Below are 22,265 nucleotides of genomic sequence, written 5' to 3' on the forward strand. Positions count from 1 at the left end.
GGGGCGGGGGCGCGGCGCGGAGGAGTGGTTCGGGGGGCCGGTCGGCTCGGGGGCGCGGTCGGTCGCCGCGAGACGGGTGACGGGTAACGGGTGACCGTTGACCGGTGGACGTGACCGGCGACGTGGGCACCCGGTGGGGCGGCGACCCGCCGCGACGTGCGCACCGGTGAGTCGTCGGCGGCCCGGTCGCGGTAGCGCCGGTGAACGGCGGCCCGGACGCGGTGGAGCGACTCCCGCCTGTGTCGGTGGCCACGGCCTTCCCGCGCGGCGGGTTCCGGTGCGGCCGCACCGCACGCGGTCGGCGGCGCCGGCCGCCATGACGACGGCCGGCGCCCGCTCCGGCCCCGGCACCTGTCAGGCGGTCAGCCGCCGATCCGCCGGGCCGTCCCCCGTCGCGAACGCGTCAGGCCGTCACCCCACACCCCTCACCCCTCCCCTCACCCGCAAAGCCGTCATCCCTCCCGGCAGGCCACCACCTCGCCACCCCCGCCGACCCGTCATCCCGCCGACCCGCCGCGCCGTCCCGTCCATCCCCACGCCATCAGCCCATCAGCCCATCGCCCCATCAGCCCGTCAGGCCGGCGATCCGGGCGCCGAGCAGTCGCACGGTCGGGTCCTCCACCAGCGCGGTCACCGGCAGCGGGACGCCGAAGACGTCCGCGAGACGGGCGGCGAGGTGGACAGCGGTCGCCGAATGGCCGCCCAGTTCGAAGAAGTTGTCGTCGGCGCCGATCCCGGTGAGGTCGAGGGCGGCGGCGAGCAGGCCGGCAACGGTGGTCTCCACACCCTCGGCCGGTTCGACGAACGGGGTGGCCAGGGCGGAACGGTCCCGGTGGCCGGACGCACCGCCGCCGACGGCGTCCCGCGCCGGGCGGTCGACGGTGCGCGGGGCCGGGTCCTCGCCGGGCGGCCGGGTGAAGACGGTGGCGTGGGCGGGGTCGGCGGCGGCGAGCACGCGGCCGGCCAGGTCGGTGCCGGTGCCGTCCGGCTCCGCGGCTTCCGCGCCGGCGAGGTCGGCGTGCACGACGGTCCACACGCCGTCGCCGCGCAGCCGCGCCACCCGCGCGTACGCCTCCAGTGCGGCGGCGGCCGGCCCGGAACCGGTCGGGTGCAGGGCGACGCGCCGGGTGGCCCGGTCGCCCAGCGCGGCCTGGAGCGCGTGGAATCCGCGCACGACCGCCGCGCAGTCGTCGGCCTCCCCCGGTTCCACGGTGTGGACGACCAGGTCGAGGCGGCCGACGGCGTCGGTCGCCGCGCGGACCGCCTCCCGCAGTCCGGCACCGTCGCCGGTCGCCACGGGGACGGTGACGACGGTGGCGCCGCGGCTTTCCAGGTCGAGGACGTCGGGTGTCCGGCGATCGTCCGGGCCGGAACCGCTCCGGTCGCGCGGCGGCAGGGCGGTGGGGGTGGTCAGCACCAGCCGGCAGCCGTACGCGGACGCCAGGTGCCGGGCGACGGCCAGGCCGCCGCCGTGCAGGCCGCCGGTGATCAACACCACGTCGTCCGGCAGGAGTTGGGGCGGGCTGGCGTCGGGGTCGGCCGGCGGGTGCGGCTCGTGGCCGAGCAGCCAGGTGCCGCCGCTGCGCACCGCGCGCCGGCCGGCGCGCGGGTCCACGGCACCGGCCAGCACCTGATCGGTGTCGGTGTCGGCGTCGCCGCCGGTGCCGGGGTCGGTGTCGATGTGCCGCAGGCCGCCGAGCGCGCCGCCGAACCCGGGTGCGGGGACCGCGGCGGCCAGGGCGGCGTGTTCGGGGTGGGTGAGGTCGGGGCCCAGCACGCCGACCGCTCCGCGGGTGAGCAGGACCAGTTCCGCGGGTGGCAGGTCGCTGTCGGCCAGTGCCCGCAGGAGTGCGGTGGCCGAGCGCAGTCCCCGGTCCTGCTCGGCGTCGAAGTGCGCGACGCCCGCGCCGGGCGGTGAGGCCAGGCTGAAGCCGTGCACGATCGTGCGCGGGGCGGTGGTCAGCGAGCGCAGCAACGCGGCCGGGTCGCCGGGCTCGGCGGGGCGGACCGTGAAGTCGCCGAAGTCGTCGGCGGCGAGGGCCGGGCCGGGGCGCACCACGGCGACCTCGGCGCCGGCGTGGACAAGCCGGTCGGCGAGCGCCTCGGCGCGGTCCTCCGCGGCGAACACCAGCCACGGTCCCGCCAGGCGCAGCCGCTGGTCGAGGCCGGCGACGGGCTGGGGGTGCTGGCGCCAGACCGGACCGTGGAGGCGGTCGCCGGCCGCGCCGCGCGCCCCGGCCCGGGGAGCCGGGGCGGCCGGATCGGGGGCGTCGATCCAGTGCCGCCGGCGCTGGAACGGGTAGGTGGGCAGCGGGACCCGGCGACCACGACCGCGGTGCAGGGCCGGCCAGTCGATCACGGCGCCGGCCTGCCACAGCCGGGCCAGCGCGCCCAGCAGCCAGCCGTCCGCCGGGCCGGCGTCCGGCGCGACGAGCAGTTCCTCGCCGCCGGGGGTGCCCGCGGGGCCCGTGTCGTCGGCGAGCCGTACGCCGAGCCGGGTCAGTGCGGCGGCCAGCCCGGCCAGCGCGCCGGCCCGGCCGCCCGGGTCCGCCCCGGCGGCCTCGGGGTCCGGGGCGAGCAACCGGCGGGTGGCGGCGGCCAGTTCGGGCCACCACGCGTCGGGGACCGCGTCGCCCGCGACGAGCCGTACCCGCGGATCGCGCCGGCGGGTCTCGCCGTCGATCCACCGGTCCGGGTCGGCGAGCGCGGCCAGGGCGTCGGCGTGGTCGCGGCAGACCACCGCGCGGCGCAGCCCGAACCGTCCCCGGGAGACCTGGAGGGTGTACGCGACGTCGGCGAGGTCCTCGTCCGGGTGCCGCGCGAGGTGGTCGCGCAGCCGGCGCGTGGTGTCGGCCAGCGCGGCCGGGTCGCCGGCGGAGAAGGTCAGCAGGTGCGGGTCGGCGCCGGCCGGACGCGGCGGCCGGGGCGGCGCCTCCTCCAGCACCACGTGCGCGTTGGTGCCGCCCACGCCGAACGAGCTGACCCCGGCCCGGCGCGGTTCGGGGCCGGCCGGCCAGGGGCGGTCCTCGGGCAGCACGGTGAAGGTGTCGGCGGCTGCGGCCAGTGCCGGGTTGGGGGTGCGGAAGCCCGGCACGGCGGGCAGCGTCCGGTCGCGCAGGCTCAGCGCGGCGGACAGCAGGCCGGTGACGCCCGCGGCCCGGTCCAGGTGGCCGATGCTGGGCTTGACCGAGCCAAGGACGCAGCGGCCGTCGCGCCGGGTGCCGAACGCCCGGCTCAGGGCGGCCAGTTCGATGGAGTCGCCGAGCGGGGTGCCGACCGCGTGGCACTCGACGTAGCCGACGGACTGCGGCTTGACGCCGGCGACGGCCAGCGCGGTCTCGATCACCTCGGTCTGGCCGACGACGCCCGGCGCACCGTAACCGGCGCGGTCGGCGCCGTCGTTGTCGACGGCCGAGCCGATGATCACCGCGTGGACATGGTCGCCGTCGGCCATCGCGTCGGTCAGCCGCTTCAGGGCGACGATCGCGACGCCCGATCCCATGACGGTGCCGTTGGCGTCCGCGTCCAGGCTGCGCACCCGCCCGTCCGGCGAGAGGATGCCGCCCTCCTCGTACCGGTAGCCGGCGGGCTGCGGCAGCGGCAGCGCGGCGCCGCCGGCCAGCGCCATGTCGCACTCGTAGGTCAGCAGGCTCTGGCAGGCCAGGTGCACCGCCACCAGGGAGGTCGAGCAGAAGGTCTGCACGGTCGTGCTGGGGCCGCGCAGGCCGAGCTTGTAGGAGACCAGGGAGGTGAGCGAGTCACGCTCGATCCCGGCCGCCATCAGCTGCTTGCCGCCGGGTTCGCGGGCCAGGCCGGGGACGTTGTCGATCAGGTAGTCGGGGAAGGCGGCACCGGCGAAGACGCCCACCGTGGCGCCGGGGTCGGTGGGGCAGTAGCCGGCGTGTTCCAGGGCCTCCCAGGAGCACTCCAGCAGCAGCCGGTGGTGCGGTTCCGTCGTCGCGGCCTCACGCGGGCCGAATCCGAAGGCGGCGGCGTCCAGCAGGTCCAGGCCGGCCACCGGCCCGCCGACGCGGACGTAGGCGGGGTCCGCGCGCAGGGCCGGATCGACACCGGCGGCCGCGAGTTCGGCCTCGGTGATCTCCCGCAGCCCGCCCTTCCCGGCGCGCAGGTTGCGCCACAACTCCTCGACGCCGGTGGCGCCCGGAAAGCGGCCGGCCATGCCGACGATGGCCACGGCCGCGTCACTGACTGGTTCGGTCACGGTGAACTCCCCCTTCGTCGTTGGCCGTTCGCGGTCCGGGTGGACCGCATCGCTCACACCAGGCGGCTGCGGCCCCAGCCACGGGCGAGGCGGTAGCTGGCGAAGGTGCCGGCGACGAGAGCGATCCCGAGGCAGACCAGCGCGGGGCGCAGGGTGTCGGCGGTGCGGCCCTCGACAGCCGAGCGGATCATCCCCAGTCCCCAGTACCCGGGCGAGAACGGCGCGACGGCCTGGGCCCAGCCGGGCATCAGGCTCACCGGCAGCAGGGCGCCGCCGATCGAGCTGATGGCGATCGACCCCACGTCGGAGGCCATCATCAGGTCGCCGCGGCTGCGGACCAGCGTCGCCAGCGCGGAGCCCATCGTCATCAGGGTGAAGCCCCACACCGCCATCGCCAGTGCCAGCAGGCCGATCGACCGCGGCACGGGCATGCCGACGACGAGGCAGCCGTAGACCACCAGCACCGTCTGCTGGAACATCAGGACGGCGAAGACCGGCAGGGCCTTGCCGATGAGCAGTTCGGCCCGGGTCGCCCGGCTGGCGCGCAGCCGGTCCCAGGTGCGCCACTCGCGTTCGACGAAGATCGCGTTGCCGACGATGGCCATGGCGAACACCGAGAACATCACCAGCTGGCCGGTGACCGTCTGGACCAGCCCGCCGCCCAGCGCCTTGGTGTAGAGGGGCTTGAACAGCACCATGAAGATCATGGGGGTCACCAGGTAGCTGACCAGCTGGGCCGGGTCGCGCAGCCGCAGGATCACGTTGTACTTGACCAGTGCCGCGGTGCGGTACAGGGAGTCAGTGGACATCGGCGGCCGCCAGGGAGCGATAGAGGTCGTCAAGGGTCGGGGGGTGCAGTTCGACCGAGTCGACCGGCCGCCGCACGGTGCGCAGCACTTCCAGCAGGGTCGAGGTCAGGTCGTTGGTGGACACCTGTACGGGACCGTCCGCCGCGCTCACCCGCACCTCGCCCGGTAGCCCGTCGAGCAGTTGCGCGCTGCTGCCGCGGGCGATCACCCGCCCCTTGGCGGCGACCGCGATGGTGGCGCGCAGTTCGGTCAGTTCGTTGAGGTAGTGAGTGGTGTAGACCACTGCGGCGCCGTCGTCGGCCCGTTGCCGCACCACGTCCAGCAGGGCCTGGCGGGTGTCCGGGTCGGCGCCGGCGGTCGGCTCGTCGAGCAGCAGCAGCGTGGGCCGGTGGATCAGGGCGGTCGCCGCCTGGGCGCGCCGCTGCTGGCCGCCGGACAGCAGTCCCGCCGGCCGGTCCAGGAAGCCGGTCAGCCGCAGCGCGCCGGACAGGTCGTCGATCTCGCGGCGCAGCGCGGCGCCGCGCAGTCCGGCCAGCTTGCCGTACAGGCGCAGGTGTTCGCGGACGGTGATGGAGCGGTAGAGCGCGATGTGCTGCGGTGAGACACCGATGCGGTCGCGGGACTGCCCCGGCGGCCGTCCGTCGACCAGGACGACGCCGCCGTCCGGGCGGAGCAGTCCGGAGACCATCTCGACGAAGGTCGTCTTGCCGGCGCCGTTGTGGCCGACCAGCCCGGCGATCTCCCCGGCGGCGACTTCCAGGCTGAATCCGGCCAGCGCCTGTACCTCGGCGTACCGCTTGGTGAGGTCGATGGCTTGCAGCAAGGGCACTCCTTGGTTGGGCCGGGCGGGCAGCCGCACCGGGGCCGCACGGTCTCCCCGGTCACCGTGGCACGGCGCCCCGGCTGGCGGAACGGGTCCGCGGCGGCACAAACGGCCGGTCCCGGGCGGCCGACGGGCGCCGGAACGTGTCCGGGGGCGCCGGACGCGCCGGCGGGCGGCGCGCCATCCGCGGTGCGGGGCGCTGGGGGTACGGGGTCGTGCGCGGCGTTCGGGGTGAGACGTGCGGTGCGGCGGGGGCGTTCGGCGCGGGGCGTCCCGGGGCGGCCGTGTCCGGCGCGAGCCGTCCCGCGCGGGGCATTTGACGCGGCACGTCCCCCGCACGGCGCCCGGCGCGCGGGCTCCCGTCCGCGACGCACCGGCGCCGTCCGGTCAGCCGGGGGCCGGCATGCTGTGCAGGGAGCGGCGCAGGGCGACGACGTCGAACTTGCCGTTGGCCGAGCGGGGCAGCCGGTCGAGGATGTCGATGTGCGACGGCAGCATGTACGCGGGCAGTTCGCGGGCCAGCGCGCGCGACAGCGTCTGCGGTGTCAGGCCGGGATCGCGCGGTGCGACGACGAGGCCGACGCGGTGGCCGAGCCGGTCGTCCTCGATCCCCAGGGCCACCGCTTCGCCCACCAGTCCCGTGGCGTAGGCCGCCTCCTCGATCTCGGCGGGGCTGATGCGATAACCGGAGGATTTGATCATCTCGTCCTCGCGGCCGACGAAGTACAAGAAGCCCTCCTCGTCGCGGTAGACCGTGTCGCCCGACCACACGGCGATCTCCGGCCGGGTGGCGCCGCCCGTGCCCGGCAGCGGGCGGAAGCGCTCCGCGCTGCGGACGGGGTCGTTCCAGTACCCGAGCGCCACCAGCGCGCCGCGGTGCACCAGTTCGCCGTGTTCGCCGGGTGCGCACGGCGAGCCGTCCGGGCGCAGCACCAGGATCTCCGCGTTGGGGATGGCCCGGCCGATCGAGCCCGGGCGCAGGTCGGCCTGGGCCGGGTCGAGGTAGGTGGAGCGGAACGCCTCGGTCAGCCCGTACATCAGGTACGGCTCGGCCGCCGGGAAGATCCGCCGGAGCCGGGCGAGCACCGGTCCCGGCATCCGGCCGCCGGTGTTGGCGAAGTACCGCAGCCGGGCGGTCGCCTCGGCGGGCCAGTCCTGCGCGACGAGTTGCAGCCACAGCGGCGGCACGCACGTCAGGGCGGTGATCCCGTGCCTGGCGCAGAGCCGCACGACGTCCCTGGCCACCAGGAAGTTCGCCAGCACCGCGTGGGCCCCGGCGATCAGCGACGTGGTCAGCTGGCTCAGCCCGGCGTCGAAGCTGAGCGGCAGCAGGGCGAGCACCGTGTCGTCCGGTCCGTGCCCGAGGTAGCCGGCCACGCTGGCGGCGCCGGCGAGGATGTTGCGGTGCGACAGCACCACGCCCTTCGGCCGGCCGGTGCTGCCGGAGGTGTACATGATGGCCGCGGCGTCCTGGTCGATGACCGCCGAGGCGGCGGGGACCGGGACGGGTTCGCAGCCGGCCGGCACGTCCCACGACAGCAGCCGGACGCCCGGTCCGGCGGGCGGCTCATCGCCGGTGGCACCGACCAGCACCACGTGGTCGACGGACGTGCCGGGCGCCAGCACCGGGCGCACGATCGCCCACCGGTCGGCGGTGGTGATCACCACCCGCGGCGCGCAGTCCTCGATGACGTGGCCGATCTGGCGGGTGCGCAGCAGCGGGTTCGCCGGGACGAAGACCGCTCCGGCCGCGGAGACGGCCAGCAGGGCGACGACCGTCTCGATCCGCTTGTCCGCGTAGACCACGACCCGGTCGCCGCGCCCGACCCCCAGCCCACGCAGCCCGTTGGCGAACCGGGCCACCCGGTCGGCCAGTTGACCGTACGTCAGGGTCTCGGAGCGGAAGGTGACCGCGGGGCGGTCCGGGTCTCCGCAGCCGGTCAGCCGGTCCACCCGCACCGGCGGGACCGCGCACCGGCCGCGGACCGGCTCACGCATCGGCGAACCGTTCCGGCGCGACGAGTCCGCCCACGACCTCCCACAGCGAGCCCACGGTGCCGAAGGTCTCCTCGGTGATCAGCTCGTCGGGCAGTTCGAGGCCGAAGGTGTCCTCCAGGTCGGTCAGCAGGCTCACGATCCCCATCGAGTTCAGGCCGAGCGCGGTGAGGTCGTCGCCGGCGGAGAATTCGTCGCTGTCGGCGTAGGGCAGGTGGGTCAGCAGGATCTTGCGGAAGGCGCCCGGTATGTCCGTCGTCATCGTGATCTCCGTAGGTCGGGGCTTCGTCACCACAACTGGTCCGGCCGGTTTCCGCCTTGCCGGACGGCGGAGGCACCGCCACGCCTCGAGTCCACCACGCCGGGTATTCAACCGGCCATCGGGCGGCCATCGCCGCGCGGCACCGTCGCGGGGCGGTCGTGGTGGCGGGGCGATAGTGATCTTCACCGTTCCTCTACGGCGGGGCGGCGCCGATAGTGGCTCGATGTGGCCGTCTGCCACCGTGTGTCTCATTGGGAACATCTCTCGGGAGGCATCATGTCCGCGCTCACAGGCTCGTTGACCGACCCGATCCCCGACCTCGACGCCCCGTCCGGGAGCGGCCGGCCGGCCGGTCCCGGCATCGACGACCGGGAGACCGCGGTGTACCGCTACGCCGTGCGGCGTGGCGCGATCACCTCACCGGAGGTGGCCGCGGCCGAACTGGGCCTGACCGAAAGCGAGGTGTTCACCGCCGTCACCCGGCTCGTCGAGCTGCACCTGCTGCGCACCGACGGATCCGCCGGGGACCGCCTGGTGGCGACCGACCCCGAGGTGGCGGCGAACCTGGTGATATCGCCGATCGAGCGGGCCATGTACCAACGGCGCGAACTCGCCGACAACCTGCGCGACCGCATCGACGCCATCACCCGGCCGGAGGCGGGCCCGGCCGAACCGGTCGGCTCGATCGACGGCCTGGAGGGAACGGCCGAGATCCGCGGCCTGTTCAAGCTGGCCGGGGAGACCACCCGCGAAGAGGTGCTGGTGCTGCGGCCCAGCCACCACGACGAGGACCTGCTCGACGATCTGCTGGCGCCCTGTTACGCGCCGCTGGACCGGGGCGTCGCCGTCCGGGTGGTCTGCCCGCACCGCAGCCGGGCCGGCTTCGCCTCCCGCGCGAAGGCGAAGCGGCTGATCGACGACGGCGCGCAGATCCGCACGCTGAGCCACCTGCCGCAGGCGGCCGTGGTGTTCGACCGCACCCTCGCGGTGATGTTCTCCTCACCCCGGGCCGGTGAGCAGCCGACCGCCCGGCGCATCCGGGACCGCAACGTCGTGACGTACCTGGTCAACCTCTTCGACCAGCTGTGGGAGAACGCGACGCCCTTCGTCACCAGCGAACCGGGCTACGCCGACACCACCGACGACCTCCACCAGTCCATCGCCCGTCTCATGGCCCAGGGGCTGACCGACGACGTGGTCGCCCGGCGCCTCGGCATGTCGGTGCGCACCTGCCGCCGGCACATCGCGACCCTGCTGCACGACCTGGACTCCGTCAGCCGCTTCCAGGCCGGCGTGCAGGCCGCCGCCCGCTTCACCATCAGCGCCCCGCCCACCGCCTGACCGCTCCGCCCGGCCCCGCGGCGTGGAACGGCGGCCGGCCGGCGGTACGGGCTCGGGGACGGGCTCCGGTACGGGCTCGGGCGCAGCCGACGGTACGGGCCCGGGCATGGACTCCGCCACGGGCTCCGGTACGTACGCCCTGACCGGGATCACCCTGACCGCGGCCGCGCGGACCCGGATCGGCGAGGCCCCACGTCCGCCGCGCGGTGCCGGGGTCCGGCGGTCCGCCGCAGAAGGCGGCGCCCGGGCCGCGGGCCGCAAGGGACGGCGCCGTGCCGGGGTCCGGCCGGCGCGCCGGCGTCACGAGCGCGTGGACGGGCCGGGCCGCCCGGTCGTGGCACGCCGCGGGCTCACCGGTGCGCCGGCCCGCCGACGGCCAGCCGCAGGCCGGCGGTGTCCGCGACGCGCAGCAGGACCCAGCCCTGCCGCAACGGGGCGCTGACCCCCAGCAGTACCTGGTCGCCGTCGCGGACCCGGCCGGCGGTGAGGGCGGCGTGCAGGGCGACCCAGGCGTCGCACGGGCCGCTGCCGCCGAACCGGTGGGCGGCGGCAGCGGCCGCCGCGCCGGGCGGGCCCTCCCCGCAGTCCAGCACCTGGAGCGGTCCGGGGCCGTGCCGTAACCGCAGGCCCACGGCGGCGAACTGCGCGTGCCCCACCCGGGCGTCGGCGACCAGCGGTTCGTCGCAGATCAGCACGGTGGCGCGGGAGTCCTCCGGCACCGCCCAGTCGAGCAGGTCGAACACCACGGTCCCGCCGAGTTCCTCCAGGTGGGTGATGCCGGTGTCCTCCCCCGCCCACTGCGACGCGTGCACGAGTCCGGCCAGCGCGGCCACCATCGAGTCGCGCAGCGCGCCGCGCACCAGGAACAGCGGCTGTTCGCGGTCCGGGGCGCCGAGCGCGGCCAGCGCCAGCGCGGTGACGTCCGGCTCGCCGGCGATGTCCTGGGTGTCGTCGGTGGCCACCAGCATCAGGTGTTCCAGCGGGATGCCGCGGGACTCCTGGTGCAGCCGGGAGGCGGGGATCGCGGCGTCCGCGAAACCGGCCAGCGGCAGGTAGTCGTCGTAGGGGCGGACCGCGATGCCGAACGCCTCGGCGCTGAGGTCAAGCATCGGCGTGTCCCGCCTGGTAGCCGCGGGCCACCTGCAACCGCTGCACGTTGCCGGTGCCGTCCATGAACTCAAAGGCACCCGCGTCCCGCGTCCACTTCTCCAGCAGCGGATGCTCCAGCAACCCGCCCGGCCCCATCACCCCCGACGCCCACCGCGCCACCTCCACCACCATCCGCGTCGCCCCCAGCTTCGCCGCCGAGGAGAAGTACCCGTGCTCCGGTGCGTGGTCGATCCGTGCGGCGGCCTGGTAGACCAGTTCGCGGGCGGCTTCGGTACGGGCCAGCGCCAGGGACAGCCCCGGGGCACCCTTGCGGTGCTCACCCACGTACTCCGCCATCGCCATCGCGGTACCCACCGCGGCCGCCGCCACATGCAACCGCACCTGATTGAACGTCTTCACCGCACCCCACAACCCCCGCCGCGTCACCGGCAGATGCTCCCCCAACATCATCTCCCCCGACACCGGCACCCCGTCGAACTCCAACTCACCCAACGCCGCCCCCCGCAACCCCACCGTCTCCAACCGCCGACCCGACCACCCCACCACCGGCACCTCCACCAACGCCGCCCGCACCGACAACGCCGACCGACCCGTACGAGCGAACACCACCCCCACCCCACCCCGCGCACCATTACCCACAAACCGCTTCCCCCCGAACAACAACCACCCACCCCCACCATCAGAAACAAACCGCGACTGCATCGCCCCCGCATCACTCCCGTGCGCCGCCTCCGTCATCGCGAAGAACGCCCACGTACGACCACCATGAAGGCGGGAGAAGAAGCGCTCCTGGTGGCTGTCGTCACCGAGCAACCGGACGAGCACCCCGGCCAGTCCGGGACCCGGGCAGGCCAGGGCGGCCGCCGCGTCACCGCGGCAGGTCTCGATGAAGGCCACGACGGTCTGCAGGCAGGTACCGCTCACCATGGGCGGCGCGTCCCCGCTCGCCGTCTCGCGGTAGGCCGCGGGGGTCTCGGCCTGCCGCATCGTGGCGAAGACCGGGGAGTCGAAATGGGCCTCCATCGCGTCCGGGTCGGCGTCGATGGACAGCGCGCGGGCCCGCAGGTCCTCGCTCGCCTCCCGGGCGGAGTCGCGCACGGCGCGCAGGCGGCCGTCGAGCTCGATCATGCTGGAGCTTCCTCCCTGTCGTTGTGCCGGCCGGCGGCGCCGGACCGTCCCGTCCCCGTCCCGTCCCGTCCGCGAACCGGTGCCGGCGCGGCCGTCCGGTGGCGAACTCCCGTTGCCCGGAGCGGGGTTCACGAGTCGTCGACGACCTCGACCAGCACCGCCTGGAAGTACGCGCCGCGGCCGATGGCGACCAGCGCGCAGCGGTCGCCGGGGCGCAGCCGGCCCGAACTGTCGGCGTGTTCCAGGGCCATCAGCGAGTCGGTCCCGAAGTTGTGGCCGCGCTCGGGCAGCAGGTCCAGGCAGATGCGGTCCCAGGGGAAGCCCGACTTGGTGCTGAAGCTGCTCCACACCATGCGGTTGGACAGCTGCGGCATCACCCAGTCGATGCCGTCCAGGCCGATGCCCGCCTGCCGCGCCGCGCGCCGGACGACGTCGACCACCTGGGTCCGGCAGACCTCGGGGTAGGCGGCGATGTCCTCCGGCGTCATCCGGCGGCTGCGGTGGAAGCGGGTGTCGCGGCCGGTCGCGCCGCTCAGGTACCGGTAACGCGGCCGGCCGGCGCCGGGCCCGTGCACGACGGCCGCGGCCACGCTGTCGCCCGACACCGACAGGCCGGGAAAGACCCTGGCCCGGTCGTTGCAGCTGGCCTGGTCGCCGCCGATGACCAGCACCCGTTCGGCGGGGTCCGCACCGCGGCGGCCGAGGTAGCGGCGGGCGAGTTCCACCGAGCGCAGCACCGAGACGCAGTTGATGTGGGAGACCCCGAAGAAATGGCTGCCGGGCAGCCCGAGCCGGTCGCGCAGCCGGTCGCGGAAGTCGCCGCACAGGTCGATCTGCCGCATGAGCAGGGTGTGCCCGTACAGCACGAGGCCGGCCGGTCCGCCGTCGAGCGCGGCCAGGCCGGCGGCGACCAGCTGGTCCTCCATCCGCTCGTCCTCGGCCAGGGTCACGCTGTTGCGCAGCCCCTGCACCCGGAACATCCGGCTCTCCCTGGCCCCGTGGCCGGCGCGGGCCAGGATGTCGTCCACCGGTTCCACCCGGCCGGGCAGCCGCACGCTCACCCGGGACAGGCCGACGGCCGGGGCGGCGGGGACTTCGGCGGCGGCCACCGGTCAGGCCCCCGCGGGGGCGGTGGGCGCGGCGGCGTCCCGCCGGGGCGGGGCGCAGACGGCGGCCGGCCGGCCGGCGGCGGACTCGGTGCGGACCATCGGGTCTCACTTCCCTGGTCGTTGGGGGGCGGCGAAGGAGGCGCGGGCGCGGGTGACAGGGAGCGGCGGCCGGCGGGCCGGGGTGTGCGCGGTCCGGGCGGGCCGGCGATCAGCCCCGCCGATCATCGCAACGGTCGGCCGGGCCCGGCAGGGGCGTTCGGTGACACATAGTGGTCGGCAGGGAGCGGACAGCAGGATTCGGACAGCACCGGAGCGCCGGGTGGGACGGCGTCGCGGGCCGCGCCGTCCGCCGGGGTCGTCACGGGTGCGGGGCGTGCGTGTCGTGCGGCCGCAGCCGGCGGGCCGCCAGCGCGGTGAGCGCGGGGCGGTCGATCTTGCGGTTGGCGTTGAGCGGGAACTCGGCGAGGTACTCGAAGCGCAGCGGGATCAGCGGTCTGGGGAGCATCACCAGGAGTTCCTCGATCAGGCCGGCCGCGGACCGCCGCTCCCCGGTGCAGAAGGCGAACAGCTGCCCGTCGACGGCCACCACCACCGCGTCGGCGACCCCGGCGCAGCGCCGCACCCCCCACTCCACCTCGGCCAGTTCCGCCCGGACCCCGTGGATCTTCACCTGGTGGTCGCGGCGCCCCAGGTAGGCCAGTTCACCGTCCGGCAGCCGCCGCACCAGGTCGCCGGTGCGGTACCAGCGCCGTCCGGCGTACTGGAGGAAGCGCCCCTGGTCGTCGGCCGGATCGAGGTAGCCGGGGAACATCTGCGGGCCGGCGACGCACAGTTCACCGCTGTCGGTGCCCGGGGTGCCGTCGGCGTCGACCAGGACGTGGCGGCTGCCGGGGTGCACGGTGCCGATGGGCACGATGTCGTTGACGCAGCGCTGCGGCGAGGTGGCCGGATCCCAGCGGTGGGCGCTGCACGCGATAGTGAGTTCGGTGGGGCCGTAGAGGTTGTCCACCCGCGAACCGGCGGCCGCCGCCTGCCAGTCGGCGGCGTCCCGGTTCAGCAGCGGCTCACCGCAGAACAGGCTGTAGCGCAAGGTGGGCAGCGTGCCCGGCGCCAGCCCGTTCATCCGCCGCTGGAGCGAGATGACGCTCGGCGAGGAGAACCACACGGTGATGGCGTTCCGCGCGACGAAGCCCGGTACGGAGACGAAGGCGTGCTGCGACATCGACACCAGGGTGCCCCCGCTGCCCCAGGCGGTGAACAGGTCCGACATCGCCAGGTCGAAGGTGAGGTCGAAGGTCTGGGAGAACACGTCGGCCGCGGTGAAGCGGTACCGCTCGTGCACGGTCCGCAGGTAGGCGTCGACGTTGCGGTGCAGGACGGGCACGCCCTTGGGCCGGCCGGTGGATCCCGAGGTGAACAGGATGTACGCCACGTCCTGCGGGTCGGGCGTGTACGGGCGTTCCAGCGGTGCGCAGACCGGTTCGAGGACGACCGGCATCCCGGCCAGCGCACCGCGCAGCGCGGCCAGCCTCGCCAGCCCCTGGGCGTCCACCACCAGCGCGTCCAGGCCGGCCGCGACGATCATCCGCGCGGTCCGCTCGGCCGGGAAGTCGGGGTTGAGCGGCACCACGGCCGCCCCCGCGTACCCGGCCGCGAGCACCCCGGCGTACGCCTGCTCGCTGCGGTCGGCCAGCAGCCCGACCCGGCGCGGGCGGCCCATGGTGCGCGAGAGCAGGTCGCCGGCGAGCGCGAGGGCACGCTCGTGCAGCCGGCGGTAGCTGAAGCGCTGGGTACCGATCCGCAGCGCCACCGCCTCGGGGTCCCGCTGCGCGCCGCGCAGGAACCAGCCGTGCAGCACGCCTTCGGCGCCTGCCGGGTCCGTCACGGGGCGGGCTGAGTTCATCGCGATCCTTCGGACGGGCGCGGCCCACGTGCCGTGCCACGGCTGACGGGTGGGGGTGTGCGGAACGGGCGGAGGTGCCGGGCGGCGGGCGGGGGTGCGCAGGGGGGGCGGGGTGCGAGCGGGCGGGCTGGGGTACGCGGAGCGACGGGCGGGGTGTGCGGAGCGGGCGGTACGGAGTGGGCGGGTACGAGGAGCGGGTGGGCGCGGAGCGGGCGGCGGGGTGTGCGGAGCGGGCGGTGGGCGCCGGTCACCAGCGCGCCGCCCGCGCCACGACCTGGTAGGTCCGGCCCAGGTCGGTCATGCGGTAGAAGTCCGGTTCGGGAACGCGGATGCCGTAGCGCTGTTCGAGACGGGCGAGCAGTTCGACGGTGAGGGAGGAGGAGACGCCGAGGCCGCCGGCGAACGACTCGGCGGCGCGTACCTCGGCGGCGGAGGTGCCGAACACCTCGGCGGCCAGCGCCGCCACCTCCTCCAGCGCGTCCCGCGCCGGGTCGATGACCTGGTCGGCGCCGTCCTCGTGCCGTCCGGGGCGGTAGGGGCTCGGGCAGCGGCCCGAGGGCGAGGCGGCGACCGCCACGACGAGGTCGGCCTGGTGGGTGAGGGTGACGGCGATCTCCGCCACCCCGGCTTCGCCGGCCAGCCGCCCGGCGCCGCCGGACAGGGTCACGGCGGGGGCGCCCCAGGGGTCGTTGGTGACCTCGATGTCCCGCCAGCGCAGCCCCTGGCCGAAGCCGCGGCCGAGCAGTTTGCAGGTGGCCTCCTTGACGCAGAACCGCCCGGCGAGCCGTTCGGCGTACCGCGGGGTGCCGAGCTCGCCGGCCTGCGCGAGTTCGGTCGCGGTGAACACCAGCGTGCGGTAGCGCCGGTGCTCGGCGACCGGGGTGAAGCGGGAGACGGACAGCAGGTCCACGCCGAGTCTCACGCGGCGCCACCTCCCGCGCGCGGTGCGGTCCCGGGACCGCGGGCCCCGGCACGGGTGCCCCGGCCGGTGCCGTCTCCCGCGCGCGGTGCGGTCCCGGCCGGCGCCGGGCCCGCGGCGGGCCGGGGCGGGCGGTGCGGGTGCGGGGCGGGGCGGGGCGCCGGTGTCCCCCGCCCGGCGGGCCGGCGGTCACTCATCGTCGACGACCTCGACGATCACCGTCTGGAAGTACGCGCCCTGGCCGACCGACACCAGCGCGCACCGGTCGCCGGGGCGTACCCGCCGGGTGCGGTCGGCGTGTTCCAGGGCCATCAGCGCGTCGGTGCCGAAGTTGTGGCCGCGTTCGGGGATCAGGTCCAGGCAGATCCGGTTCCAGGCGAACCCCGACAGCCTGCTGAACCCGCGCCACAGCGTGCGGTTGGCCAGGTGCGGCATCACCCAGTCGATCTGGTCCAGGTCGACCCCGGCGGCGTGTGCCGCGCGCCGGACGGTCTCCACGGTGGCGGCGCCGGCGGTCTCGGCGAAGGCGGCGGACTCCTGGCGCGTCATCCGCAGGTTGCGGTGGAAGCGGGCGTCGCGGGCGACGGCGCCGCCCAGGTACCGGTAGCGCGGCCGGTCCGTGCCGCCGGGCCCCTGCACCAGGACCGCGACCACCGCGTCGCCGGCCACCGTCAGGCCGGGGATGACGCGCGAGCGGTCGTGGTGGCTGCCCTGGTCGCCGCCGAGCACCAGGACCCGCTCGTCCGGGCCGGCGCCGGGGCGGGCCAGGTAGCGGCGGGCCAGCTCCAGCGAGCGCAGGACCGAGGTGCAGTTGATGTGCGAGACGCCGTAGAAGCCGCTGCCGGGCAGGCCGAGCCGGTCGCGCAGCCGGTCGCGGAAGGCACCGCACATCTCGGGGTCGGCGAGTTGCAGGGTGTGGCCGTACAGCACCAGCGCGGCGGACCGGCCGCCGAGCGCGGCGCGGCCGGCCTGGACCAGCAGGTCCTCGGTGCGCTCGCCGGCCGCCAGGGTGGGGCTGTGCCGCAGGCCGTGCAGGGTGGTGAACACCCGCCGCTCCCGCGGTCCGCAGCCCTGCCGGGCCAGGATGTCGTCGACCGATTCGACCCGGCCGGGCAGGCGTACGGCGACCTTGGACAGCCCGGCGCTCATGACCGGTTCCCCGGCCGTGGGGAGCGGCCGCGCCGGTCGCCGGACCGGTGCGGCCCGGTGGTGCCCGGCCGGCCGCCCCCGCTGCCGGGCAACGCCGGTACGCGCCGGTGCGGCACCGGTCAGGCCGCCGCGGTCTTGGCGAACGAGGCCGCTACGTAGTCGACCAGCGTGCCGACGGTCTGGAAGACCTCCGGCTCCAGGTCGTCGGGGTCGACCTCCAGGCCCACGGTGTCCTCCAGGCTCATCAGCAACTCGATGACGCTGGTGGAGTCCAGGGCCAGGTCCTCGAACAGGCGCTGGTCCTCGCGCAGTGCGGCGACCTCCCGGTTCAGCACCTCGGACAGGCTGATCTGCAACTGGGCGACGATCGCGGTACGGTCCATCAGAATCCACTCCCCTCAGCCGGTGAAATCCGTCCGGCCGCTCGACAACGTGCGAACGCGTGGTGTCATAAAAGCCAGCGGCGCCGAAATGCGTCAACGTCCTTTCGCCGACAGGTAGTTGCCGCCCTTTTCCGGTCGCCGCGCCCGGCACGCGCCGGGCGAATGCGGCCGTCGCGGAACGGCCGGTCGCGGCGAGGAGATTTTCCGGGCGGACCGAATACGGCGGCGGGGCGGGCCGATTCGGTGCGGCACACGGCCGTATCGGCGCGGCGCATGCCGATTCGGCGGCCGGGCGCGTGCGCGCCGACCGCCGCGGTGCGGGGCCGCCGGCCGCCGACCGCCGCGCAGGGCCGGGTGACCGCCGCCGCGACAGGGCGGGATCCCACCGCTGCGCGTACCGGGCCGGCGCCTCACCGATTCCCGACGACCGCCGCCGCAGCGCTCCGGCACCCCACCGGTCCTCGGTGACCGGTGCCGCAGCGGGCCGCCGCCCTACCGGTCCTCGGCGACCTCCACGATCACCGCCTGGAAGTACGCGCCCAGGCCGATGGCGACCAGTGCGCAGCGGTCCCCCGGGCGCAGCCGGCCGGTGCGGTCGGCGTGTTGCAGCGCCATCAGTGCGTCGGTGCCGAAGTTGTGGCCGCGCTCGGCGAGCAGGTCCAGGTGGATGCGGTCCTTGGGGATGCCCGACTGGCGGCTGAAGGAGCGGGCGAAGACCTGGTTGGACAGGTGGAGCATCACGTGGTCGAGCCGGTCCATGGCCAGGCCGGCGGCCCGCGCGGCCCGGTCGAGGGTCTCCACGGCCTGCTCGGAGCAGATCCGGTTGAACAGGGCGAACTCCTCGGCCGGCATCCGCATGTTGCGGTGGAAGCGGGTGTCGCGTCCCGAGGCGCCCGCCAGGTACCGGTAGCGCGGCCGGGCCGCGGCGCCGGGGCCGTGCACGAGCAGGCCGATGGCGCTGTCGCCGGCCACGGTGGATCCGGTGATGAACCGTCCGCGGTCGCTGGCGCTGCCCTGGTCGCCGCCGAGCACCAGCACGCGTTCGTCCGGGTCGGCGCCGGGCCGGCCCAGGAAGCTGCGGGCCAGCTCCACCGCGCGCAGTACGGAGGCGCAGTTGATGTGCGACAGCCCGTAGAAGCGGCTGCCGGACAGCCCGAGCCGGGAGCGCAGCCGGTCAGGGAACTCACCGCACAGGTCGACCTCGGCCATCAGCAGGGTGTGCCCGTAGAGGATCAGCGCGGCCGGCCCGCCGTCGAGCGCGGCGCGGCCGGCCTCGACCAGCAGGTCCTCCATCCGCTCGTCCGCGGCCAGTGTCGGGCTGTCGCGCAGCCCGTAGACCTTGGCGAACATCCGGCGCTCCATGGGCCGGCAGCCGGACCGCACGAGGACGTCGTCGACCGCCTCGATCCCGCGCGGCAGCTGGACCGCCACCCGGGACAGGCCGACGCTCACCGGGCGGCCCGGGCCGCCGGGCGCGGCAGGCCGGCGTGCGTGCCGGGGCACGCGGGCCCGGAGCGGTCCTTGCGGGTGTCGTCCATCGTCGACTTCCTCTCGTCACCCGGCGGGCGGGCCGGTGCGCGCGGCGCCGGGCGCGGCGCCGTCGTGCCGTCCGCGCGGCCCGGCCTCATCCGGTGGTGCGCGGTGCCGGGGAGGCGCTGCCGGTCAGCCGCAGGGCGGCGGGGTCGGCCGCTTCCAGCAGCAGCCATCCCTCCCGCAACGGCCCGCGGGCGTGCAGCAGTACCCGCTCGCCGGCGCCGATCCGGCCGGCCGCCAGGGCCTCGTGCAGGGCCAGCCAGCTGTCGCACGGCCCCCTGCCGCCGAAGCGGTGGTCCGCGGCGGGGGCCTCGGCGCCGGGCGGGCCCTCGCCGCAGCCGGCGACCGTCAGCGGTCCCGCCCCGCGGCTCAGCCGCAGGCCGACCGCGGCGAACCGCCCGTCGCGGCGGCCGTCGGCGAACAGCGGTTCGTCGCAGATGACCACGGTGGCGCCGCTCTCCTGCGGCACGGCCCAGCCCAGCAGGTCGAAGACCACCGTGCCGCCCAGTTCCTCCAGGTGCGTCACGCCGACGTCCTCGCCGGCCCAGCCGGCCTCGTGCACCAGCTGCGCCAGGGCCGCCACCATCGAGTCGCGCAACGGGCCGGAGCGCACCAGGAACAGCGGCTGCTCGACCGGCGGGGCCCCCAGGGAGGCCAGTACCAGGGCGCTGACGTCCGGCCCCTCGCCCGCCAGGTCCTCCGAGGACAGCACCATCAGGTGCTCGGGCGGGATGCCGTGCTCCTGTTCCAGGCGCACCGACGGCACCGTCTCCACCGCGAAGGTGCTCAGCGGGAGGTAGTTGGCGAACGGCAGGGTCGCCGCCGCGAAGGCGTCGACGCTAAGACCGGCCATCGGCGTCTCCCGCCTGGTAGCCGCGGGCCACGTGCAGCCGCTGCACGTTGCCGGTGCCGTCCATGAACTCAAAGGCACCCGCGTCCCGCGTCCACTTCTCCAGCAGCGGATGCTCCAGCAACCCGCCCGGCCCCATCACCCCCGACGCCCACCGCGCCACCTCCACCACCATCCGCGTCGCCCCCAGCTTCGCCGCCGAGGACAGGTAGCCGCGCTGGGCGTCACGGTCCATGAGGGCCGCCGCCTCGTAGACCAGTTCGCGGGCGGCTTCGGTACGCGCCAGCGCCAGGGACAGCCCCGGGGCACCCTTGCGATGCTCACCCACGTACTCCGCCATCGCCATCGCGGTACCCACCGCAGCCGCCGCCACATGCAACCGCACCTGATTGAACGTCTTGACCGCACCCCACAACCCCCGCCGCGTCACCGGCAGATGCTCACCCAACATCATCTCCCCCGACACCGGCACCCCGTCGAACTCCAACTCACCCAACGCCGCCCCCCGCAACCCCACCGTCTCCAACCGCCGACCCGACCACCCCACCACCGGCACCTCCACCAACGCCGCCCGCACCGACAACGCCGACCGACCTGTGCGAGCGAACACCACCCCCACCCCACCCCGCGCACCATTACCCACAAACCGCTTCCCCCCGAACAACAACCACCCACCCCCACCATCAGAAACAAACCGCGACTCCATCGCCCCCGCATCACTCCCGTGCGCCGCCTCCGTCATCGCGAAGAACGCCCACGTACGCCCACCATGAAGGCGGGTGTAGAACCGTTCGCGCTGCGCGTCGCTGCCGAGGAGTTCGACCAGGACGCCGGCCAGGCCCGGGCAGGGGCAGGCCAGGACGGTGGCCGCGTCACCGCGCGCGGTCTCCACGAAACCGACCACGTTCTCCAGGCAGGACCTGCGGTCCGGCATCCGCAGGCCGTCCGGCAGCGGTACGCCGCCGGGGATCGACTCGCGGTACTCCACAGGCGTGTCGGACTGCCGGAACAGCGTGAACCACGGCGAGCCCAGGTGCGCGTCCATCGCGTCGGGGTCGGCGTCGATCGCCAGGGCGCGGCCGCGCAGGTCCTCGGCCGCCACCCGGGAGATGTCGCGTACCGCCCGCAGCCGGGCGTCGAAGTCGATCACCGCTCCACCTCCGTGCGCGGAACCCAGGTGTTCGCCGCCAGCGCCGAGACGTACAGGGCGCCGCCGGGGCTGTCGGCGAGGTAGCCGGCGGCGCCGAACAGCTTCGTCACCTGCCAGCCCAAGTCGTCGATGCGGTTGTGGACGTCGGCGAGCGCCACCGGCTCGGCCTGCCCGGTGGCGTACTCCCGCAGCATTTCCACGTCGGCCATGACGTCGGCGACCGCGCCGGTGATCAGCTGCTTGCGGATCAGCGGCTCACCGCCGGACAGCCGGTCGGACAGGTGCTCGACCGCCTGGTCGAGGGTGCGCCGCACCAGACCGAGCCGGACGGCGGCCAGCAGCCGGCCGGTGCCGGCCAGCCCCTCGGCGTCGGCCGGCCGCTCACCGGGGCACTCCAGGAAGACGATGCCCTCACCGTCGGCCAGCCGGTGCCTGCGCACCGCGGCGCCGTCCGGCAGGTCCTTGTCCGGGACGGCGGCGTAGCGGCCGGGAGCGATGTCGGCGACCGCCGTGCCGCGCAGCGTCAGGGCGAGCCCGGCGGCCAGGCCGGCGTCCCGCCCGGTCCGCTCGCACTCCATCATGCTGGTACTCACGCATCCTCCTTGACCTCGACGACCATCGACTGGAAGTACGCGCCCTGGCCGATCGCGACCAGGACGCAACGCTCGCCGGGGCGCAGCAGGCCGGAGCGCTCGGCGTGCTCCAGCGCCATGAACGCGTCGGTGCCGAAGTTGTGGCCCCGCTCGGGGATCAGGTCCAGGCACATGCGGTCCTTCGGGATGCCCGAGCGCCTGCTGACCTTGCCCCAGAACATGCGGTTGGACAGGTGCGGCATGACCCAGTCGACCTGGTCGAGGGTCAGGCCGGCGGCCCGTACCGCCCGCCGCATGGTGGCCACCGTCTCCTCGCAGCACACCTCGTTGAACGCCGCGGCCTCCTCGGGCGACATCCGCAGGTTGCGGTGGAATCGGGTGTCGCGGCCGGCCGCGCCGCCCAGGTAGCGGTACCGCGGCGCGGTGTCCGCGGTGGCGGCCTGGACCACGACGCCCACCGCGGCGTCGCCGGCCACCGCGACGCCGGGGATGACCCGCGACAGCCCCTGGTAGCTGCTGCCCTGGTCGCCGCCGAGCACCAGGACCCGTTCGGCGGGGCCGGCGCCGGGCCGGCCCAAGTAGCGGCGGGCCAGTTCGACCGCGCGCAGCACCGAGGCGCAGTTGACGTGCGACAGCCCGTAGAAGCGGCCGGCTTCGACGCCCAGCCGGGAGCGCAGCACGTCGAGCGCGGGGCCGGAGCGGTCGAGTTCGGAGGCCAGCAGCGTGTGGCCGTACAGCACCAGGGCGGCCGGTCCGCCGTCGAGCGCGGCGCGGCCGGCGGCGACCAGCAGGTCCGCCATCCGTTCGCCGGGGGCCAGGGTGGGGCTGGTGCGCAGGCCGTGGACCCGGGCGAACATTTTGCGTTCCATGGCCCCGCGCCCGGCCCGTACCAGGATGTCGTCGACCGGTTCGCTCAGCCGGGGCAGCCGCACCGCCACCCGGGACAGGCCCAGGGGCGGGGCGGGGGACGGCTGCGGGGTCGTCAC

18 protein-coding genes are annotated in these 22,265 nt (G+C 75.3%); 1 reads left to right on the plus strand and 17 read right to left on the minus strand.

Annotation, left to right across the window (positions count from 1 at the left end; translation table 11 throughout):
• Positions 1 to 565: 565 nt before the first annotated feature.
• From POF43_RS17815 to POF43_RS17835, 5 genes are all read right to left on the minus strand, one after another.
• A complete protein-coding gene (locus tag POF43_RS17815) occupies positions 566 to 4,222 on the minus strand; it encodes a beta-ketoacyl synthase N-terminal-like domain-containing protein (RefSeq protein WP_271323852.1) in 3,657 nt (1,218 codons plus the stop codon).
• Positions 4,223 to 4,275: 53 nt separating this feature from the next.
• Positions 4,276 to 5,031 (minus strand): ABC transporter permease, encoded by a 756-nt coding sequence (locus tag POF43_RS17820; RefSeq protein ID WP_271317135.1) that lies wholly within the window; start codon positions 5,029 to 5,031, stop codon positions 4,276 to 4,278.
• Positions 5,021 to 5,854, minus strand: coding sequence for an ABC transporter ATP-binding protein (locus POF43_RS17825; protein ID WP_271317134.1), 834 nt, complete (start codon positions 5,852 to 5,854; stop codon positions 5,021 to 5,023). Before POF43_RS17825 ends, POF43_RS17820 begins: the two co-directional genes overlap by 11 nt.
• A 387-nt stretch (positions 5,855 to 6,241) precedes the next feature.
• Entirely contained in the window at positions 6,242 to 7,852 is a 1,611-nt protein-coding gene (locus tag POF43_RS17830) for an acyl-CoA ligase (AMP-forming), exosortase A system-associated (protein WP_271323851.1), read from the minus strand.
• Positions 7,845 to 8,111 carry a phosphopantetheine-binding protein gene (locus tag POF43_RS17835; RefSeq protein ID WP_271317492.1) on the minus strand — a complete coding sequence of 89 codons (267 nt, stop codon included), beginning with the start codon at positions 8,109 to 8,111 and terminating at the stop codon, positions 7,845 to 7,847. Before POF43_RS17835 ends, POF43_RS17830 begins: the two co-directional genes overlap by 8 nt.
• A gap of 276 nt (positions 8,112 to 8,387) precedes the next feature.
• Between POF43_RS17835 and POF43_RS17840 the strand changes: the two genes are divergently transcribed.
• Positions 8,388 to 9,452 (plus strand): hypothetical protein, encoded by a 1,065-nt coding sequence (locus tag POF43_RS17840; RefSeq protein WP_271317491.1) that lies wholly within the window; start codon positions 8,388 to 8,390, stop codon positions 9,450 to 9,452.
• A 350-nt stretch (positions 9,453 to 9,802) separates the two neighbouring features.
• On the opposite strand, the gene POF43_RS17845 is transcribed toward POF43_RS17840, so the two are convergent.
• The 12 genes from POF43_RS17845 to POF43_RS17900 form a co-directional block, all read right to left on the minus strand.
• Positions 9,803 to 10,561, minus strand: a complete 759-nt coding sequence (locus POF43_RS17845) for a hypothetical protein (RefSeq protein ID WP_271323850.1) — start codon at positions 10,559 to 10,561, stop codon at positions 9,803 to 9,805.
• The gene (locus tag POF43_RS17850) at positions 10,554 to 11,690 is read right to left on the minus strand and encodes an acyl-CoA dehydrogenase family protein (protein WP_282704645.1); all 1,137 of its coding nucleotides are present in this window, start codon (positions 11,688 to 11,690) and stop codon (positions 10,554 to 10,556) included. The genes POF43_RS17845 and POF43_RS17850 overlap by 8 nt, the downstream gene beginning before the upstream one ends.
• 128 nt (positions 11,691 to 11,818) lie before the next feature.
• Positions 11,819 to 12,799, minus strand: a complete 981-nt coding sequence (locus POF43_RS17855) for a 3-oxoacyl-[acyl-carrier-protein] synthase III C-terminal domain-containing protein (RefSeq protein ID WP_271325926.1) — start codon at positions 12,797 to 12,799, stop codon at positions 11,819 to 11,821.
• Positions 12,800 to 13,157: 358 nt separating this feature from the next.
• On the minus strand, positions 13,158 to 14,702 hold the full coding sequence (locus tag POF43_RS17860; protein ID WP_271325851.1) for an AMP-binding protein: 1,545 nt from the start codon (positions 14,700 to 14,702) through the stop codon (positions 13,158 to 13,160).
• A 247-nt stretch (positions 14,703 to 14,949) separates the two neighbouring features.
• Positions 14,950 to 15,624, minus strand: coding sequence for a holo-ACP synthase (gene acpS, locus POF43_RS34900; RefSeq protein WP_271326079.1), 675 nt, complete (start codon positions 15,622 to 15,624; stop codon positions 14,950 to 14,952).
• Between the two features lie 186 nt (positions 15,625 to 15,810).
• Positions 15,811 to 16,770, minus strand: a complete 960-nt coding sequence (locus POF43_RS17870) for a 3-oxoacyl-[acyl-carrier-protein] synthase III C-terminal domain-containing protein (RefSeq protein ID WP_271325317.1) — start codon at positions 16,768 to 16,770, stop codon at positions 15,811 to 15,813.
• Between the two features lie 119 nt (positions 16,771 to 16,889).
• Positions 16,890 to 17,153 (minus strand): acyl carrier protein, encoded by a 264-nt coding sequence (locus POF43_RS17875; protein WP_271317632.1) that lies wholly within the window; start codon positions 17,151 to 17,153, stop codon positions 16,890 to 16,892.
• 492 nt (positions 17,154 to 17,645) lie between these two features.
• A complete protein-coding gene (locus POF43_RS17880) occupies positions 17,646 to 18,605 on the minus strand; it encodes a 3-oxoacyl-[acyl-carrier-protein] synthase III C-terminal domain-containing protein (RefSeq protein ID WP_271325316.1) in 960 nt (319 codons plus the stop codon).
• Positions 18,606 to 18,777: 172 nt separating this feature from the next.
• Positions 18,778 to 19,539 carry a hypothetical protein gene (locus tag POF43_RS17885; RefSeq protein WP_271317630.1) on the minus strand — a complete coding sequence of 254 codons (762 nt, stop codon included), beginning with the start codon at positions 19,537 to 19,539 and terminating at the stop codon, positions 18,778 to 18,780.
• On the minus strand, positions 19,526 to 20,686 hold the full coding sequence (locus tag POF43_RS17890) for an acyl-CoA dehydrogenase family protein (protein ID WP_282704646.1): 1,161 nt from the start codon (positions 20,684 to 20,686) through the stop codon (positions 19,526 to 19,528). Before POF43_RS17890 ends, POF43_RS17885 begins: the two co-directional genes overlap by 14 nt.
• Positions 20,683 to 21,279 (minus strand): acyl-CoA dehydrogenase family protein, encoded by a 597-nt coding sequence (locus POF43_RS17895; protein ID WP_271318497.1) that lies wholly within the window; start codon positions 21,277 to 21,279, stop codon positions 20,683 to 20,685. Before POF43_RS17895 ends, POF43_RS17890 begins: the two co-directional genes overlap by 4 nt.
• Positions 21,276 to 22,265 (minus strand): 3-oxoacyl-[acyl-carrier-protein] synthase III C-terminal domain-containing protein, encoded by a 990-nt coding sequence (locus POF43_RS17900; protein WP_282698770.1) that lies wholly within the window; start codon positions 22,263 to 22,265, stop codon positions 21,276 to 21,278. The genes POF43_RS17895 and POF43_RS17900 overlap by 4 nt, the downstream gene beginning before the upstream one ends.

This window comes from Streptantibioticus silvisoli (assembly GCF_027947535.2).
GTDB classification, from domain to species: Bacteria; Actinomycetota; Actinomycetes; order Streptomycetales; family Streptomycetaceae; genus Streptantibioticus_C; species Streptantibioticus_C silvisoli.

Excerpts from the sequence above, each read along its gene's own strand:
- POF43_RS17840 (WP_271317491.1), top strand. The coding sequence starts at position 8,388 with ATGTCCGCGCTCACAGGCTCGTTGACCGACCCGATCCCCGACCTCGAC.
- POF43_RS17860 (WP_271325851.1), bottom strand. The coding sequence starts at position 14,702 with ATGAACTCAGCCCGCCCCGTGACGGACCCGGCAGGCGCCGAAGGCGTG.
- POF43_RS17845 (WP_271323850.1), bottom strand. The coding sequence starts at position 10,561 with ATGCTTGACCTCAGCGCCGAGGCGTTCGGCATCGCGGTCCGCCCCTAC.
- POF43_RS17830 (WP_271323851.1), bottom strand. The coding sequence starts at position 7,852 with ATGCGTGAGCCGGTCCGCGGCCGGTGCGCGGTCCCGCCGGTGCGGGTG.
- POF43_RS17835 (WP_271317492.1), bottom strand. The coding sequence starts at position 8,111 with ATGACGACGGACATACCGGGCGCCTTCCGCAAGATCCTGCTGACCCAC.
- POF43_RS17820 (WP_271317135.1), bottom strand. The coding sequence starts at position 5,031 with ATGTCCACTGACTCCCTGTACCGCACCGCGGCACTGGTCAAGTACAAC.
- POF43_RS17850 (WP_282704645.1), bottom strand. The coding sequence starts at position 11,690 with ATGATCGAGCTCGACGGCCGCCTGCGCGCCGTGCGCGACTCCGCCCGG.
- POF43_RS17870 (WP_271325317.1), bottom strand. The coding sequence starts at position 16,770 with ATGAGCGCCGGGCTGTCCAAGGTCGCCGTACGCCTGCCCGGCCGGGTC.
- POF43_RS17875 (WP_271317632.1), bottom strand. The coding sequence starts at position 17,153 with ATGGACCGTACCGCGATCGTCGCCCAGTTGCAGATCAGCCTGTCCGAG.
- POF43_RS17885 (WP_271317630.1), bottom strand. The coding sequence starts at position 19,539 with ATGGCCGGTCTTAGCGTCGACGCCTTCGCGGCGGCGACCCTGCCGTTC.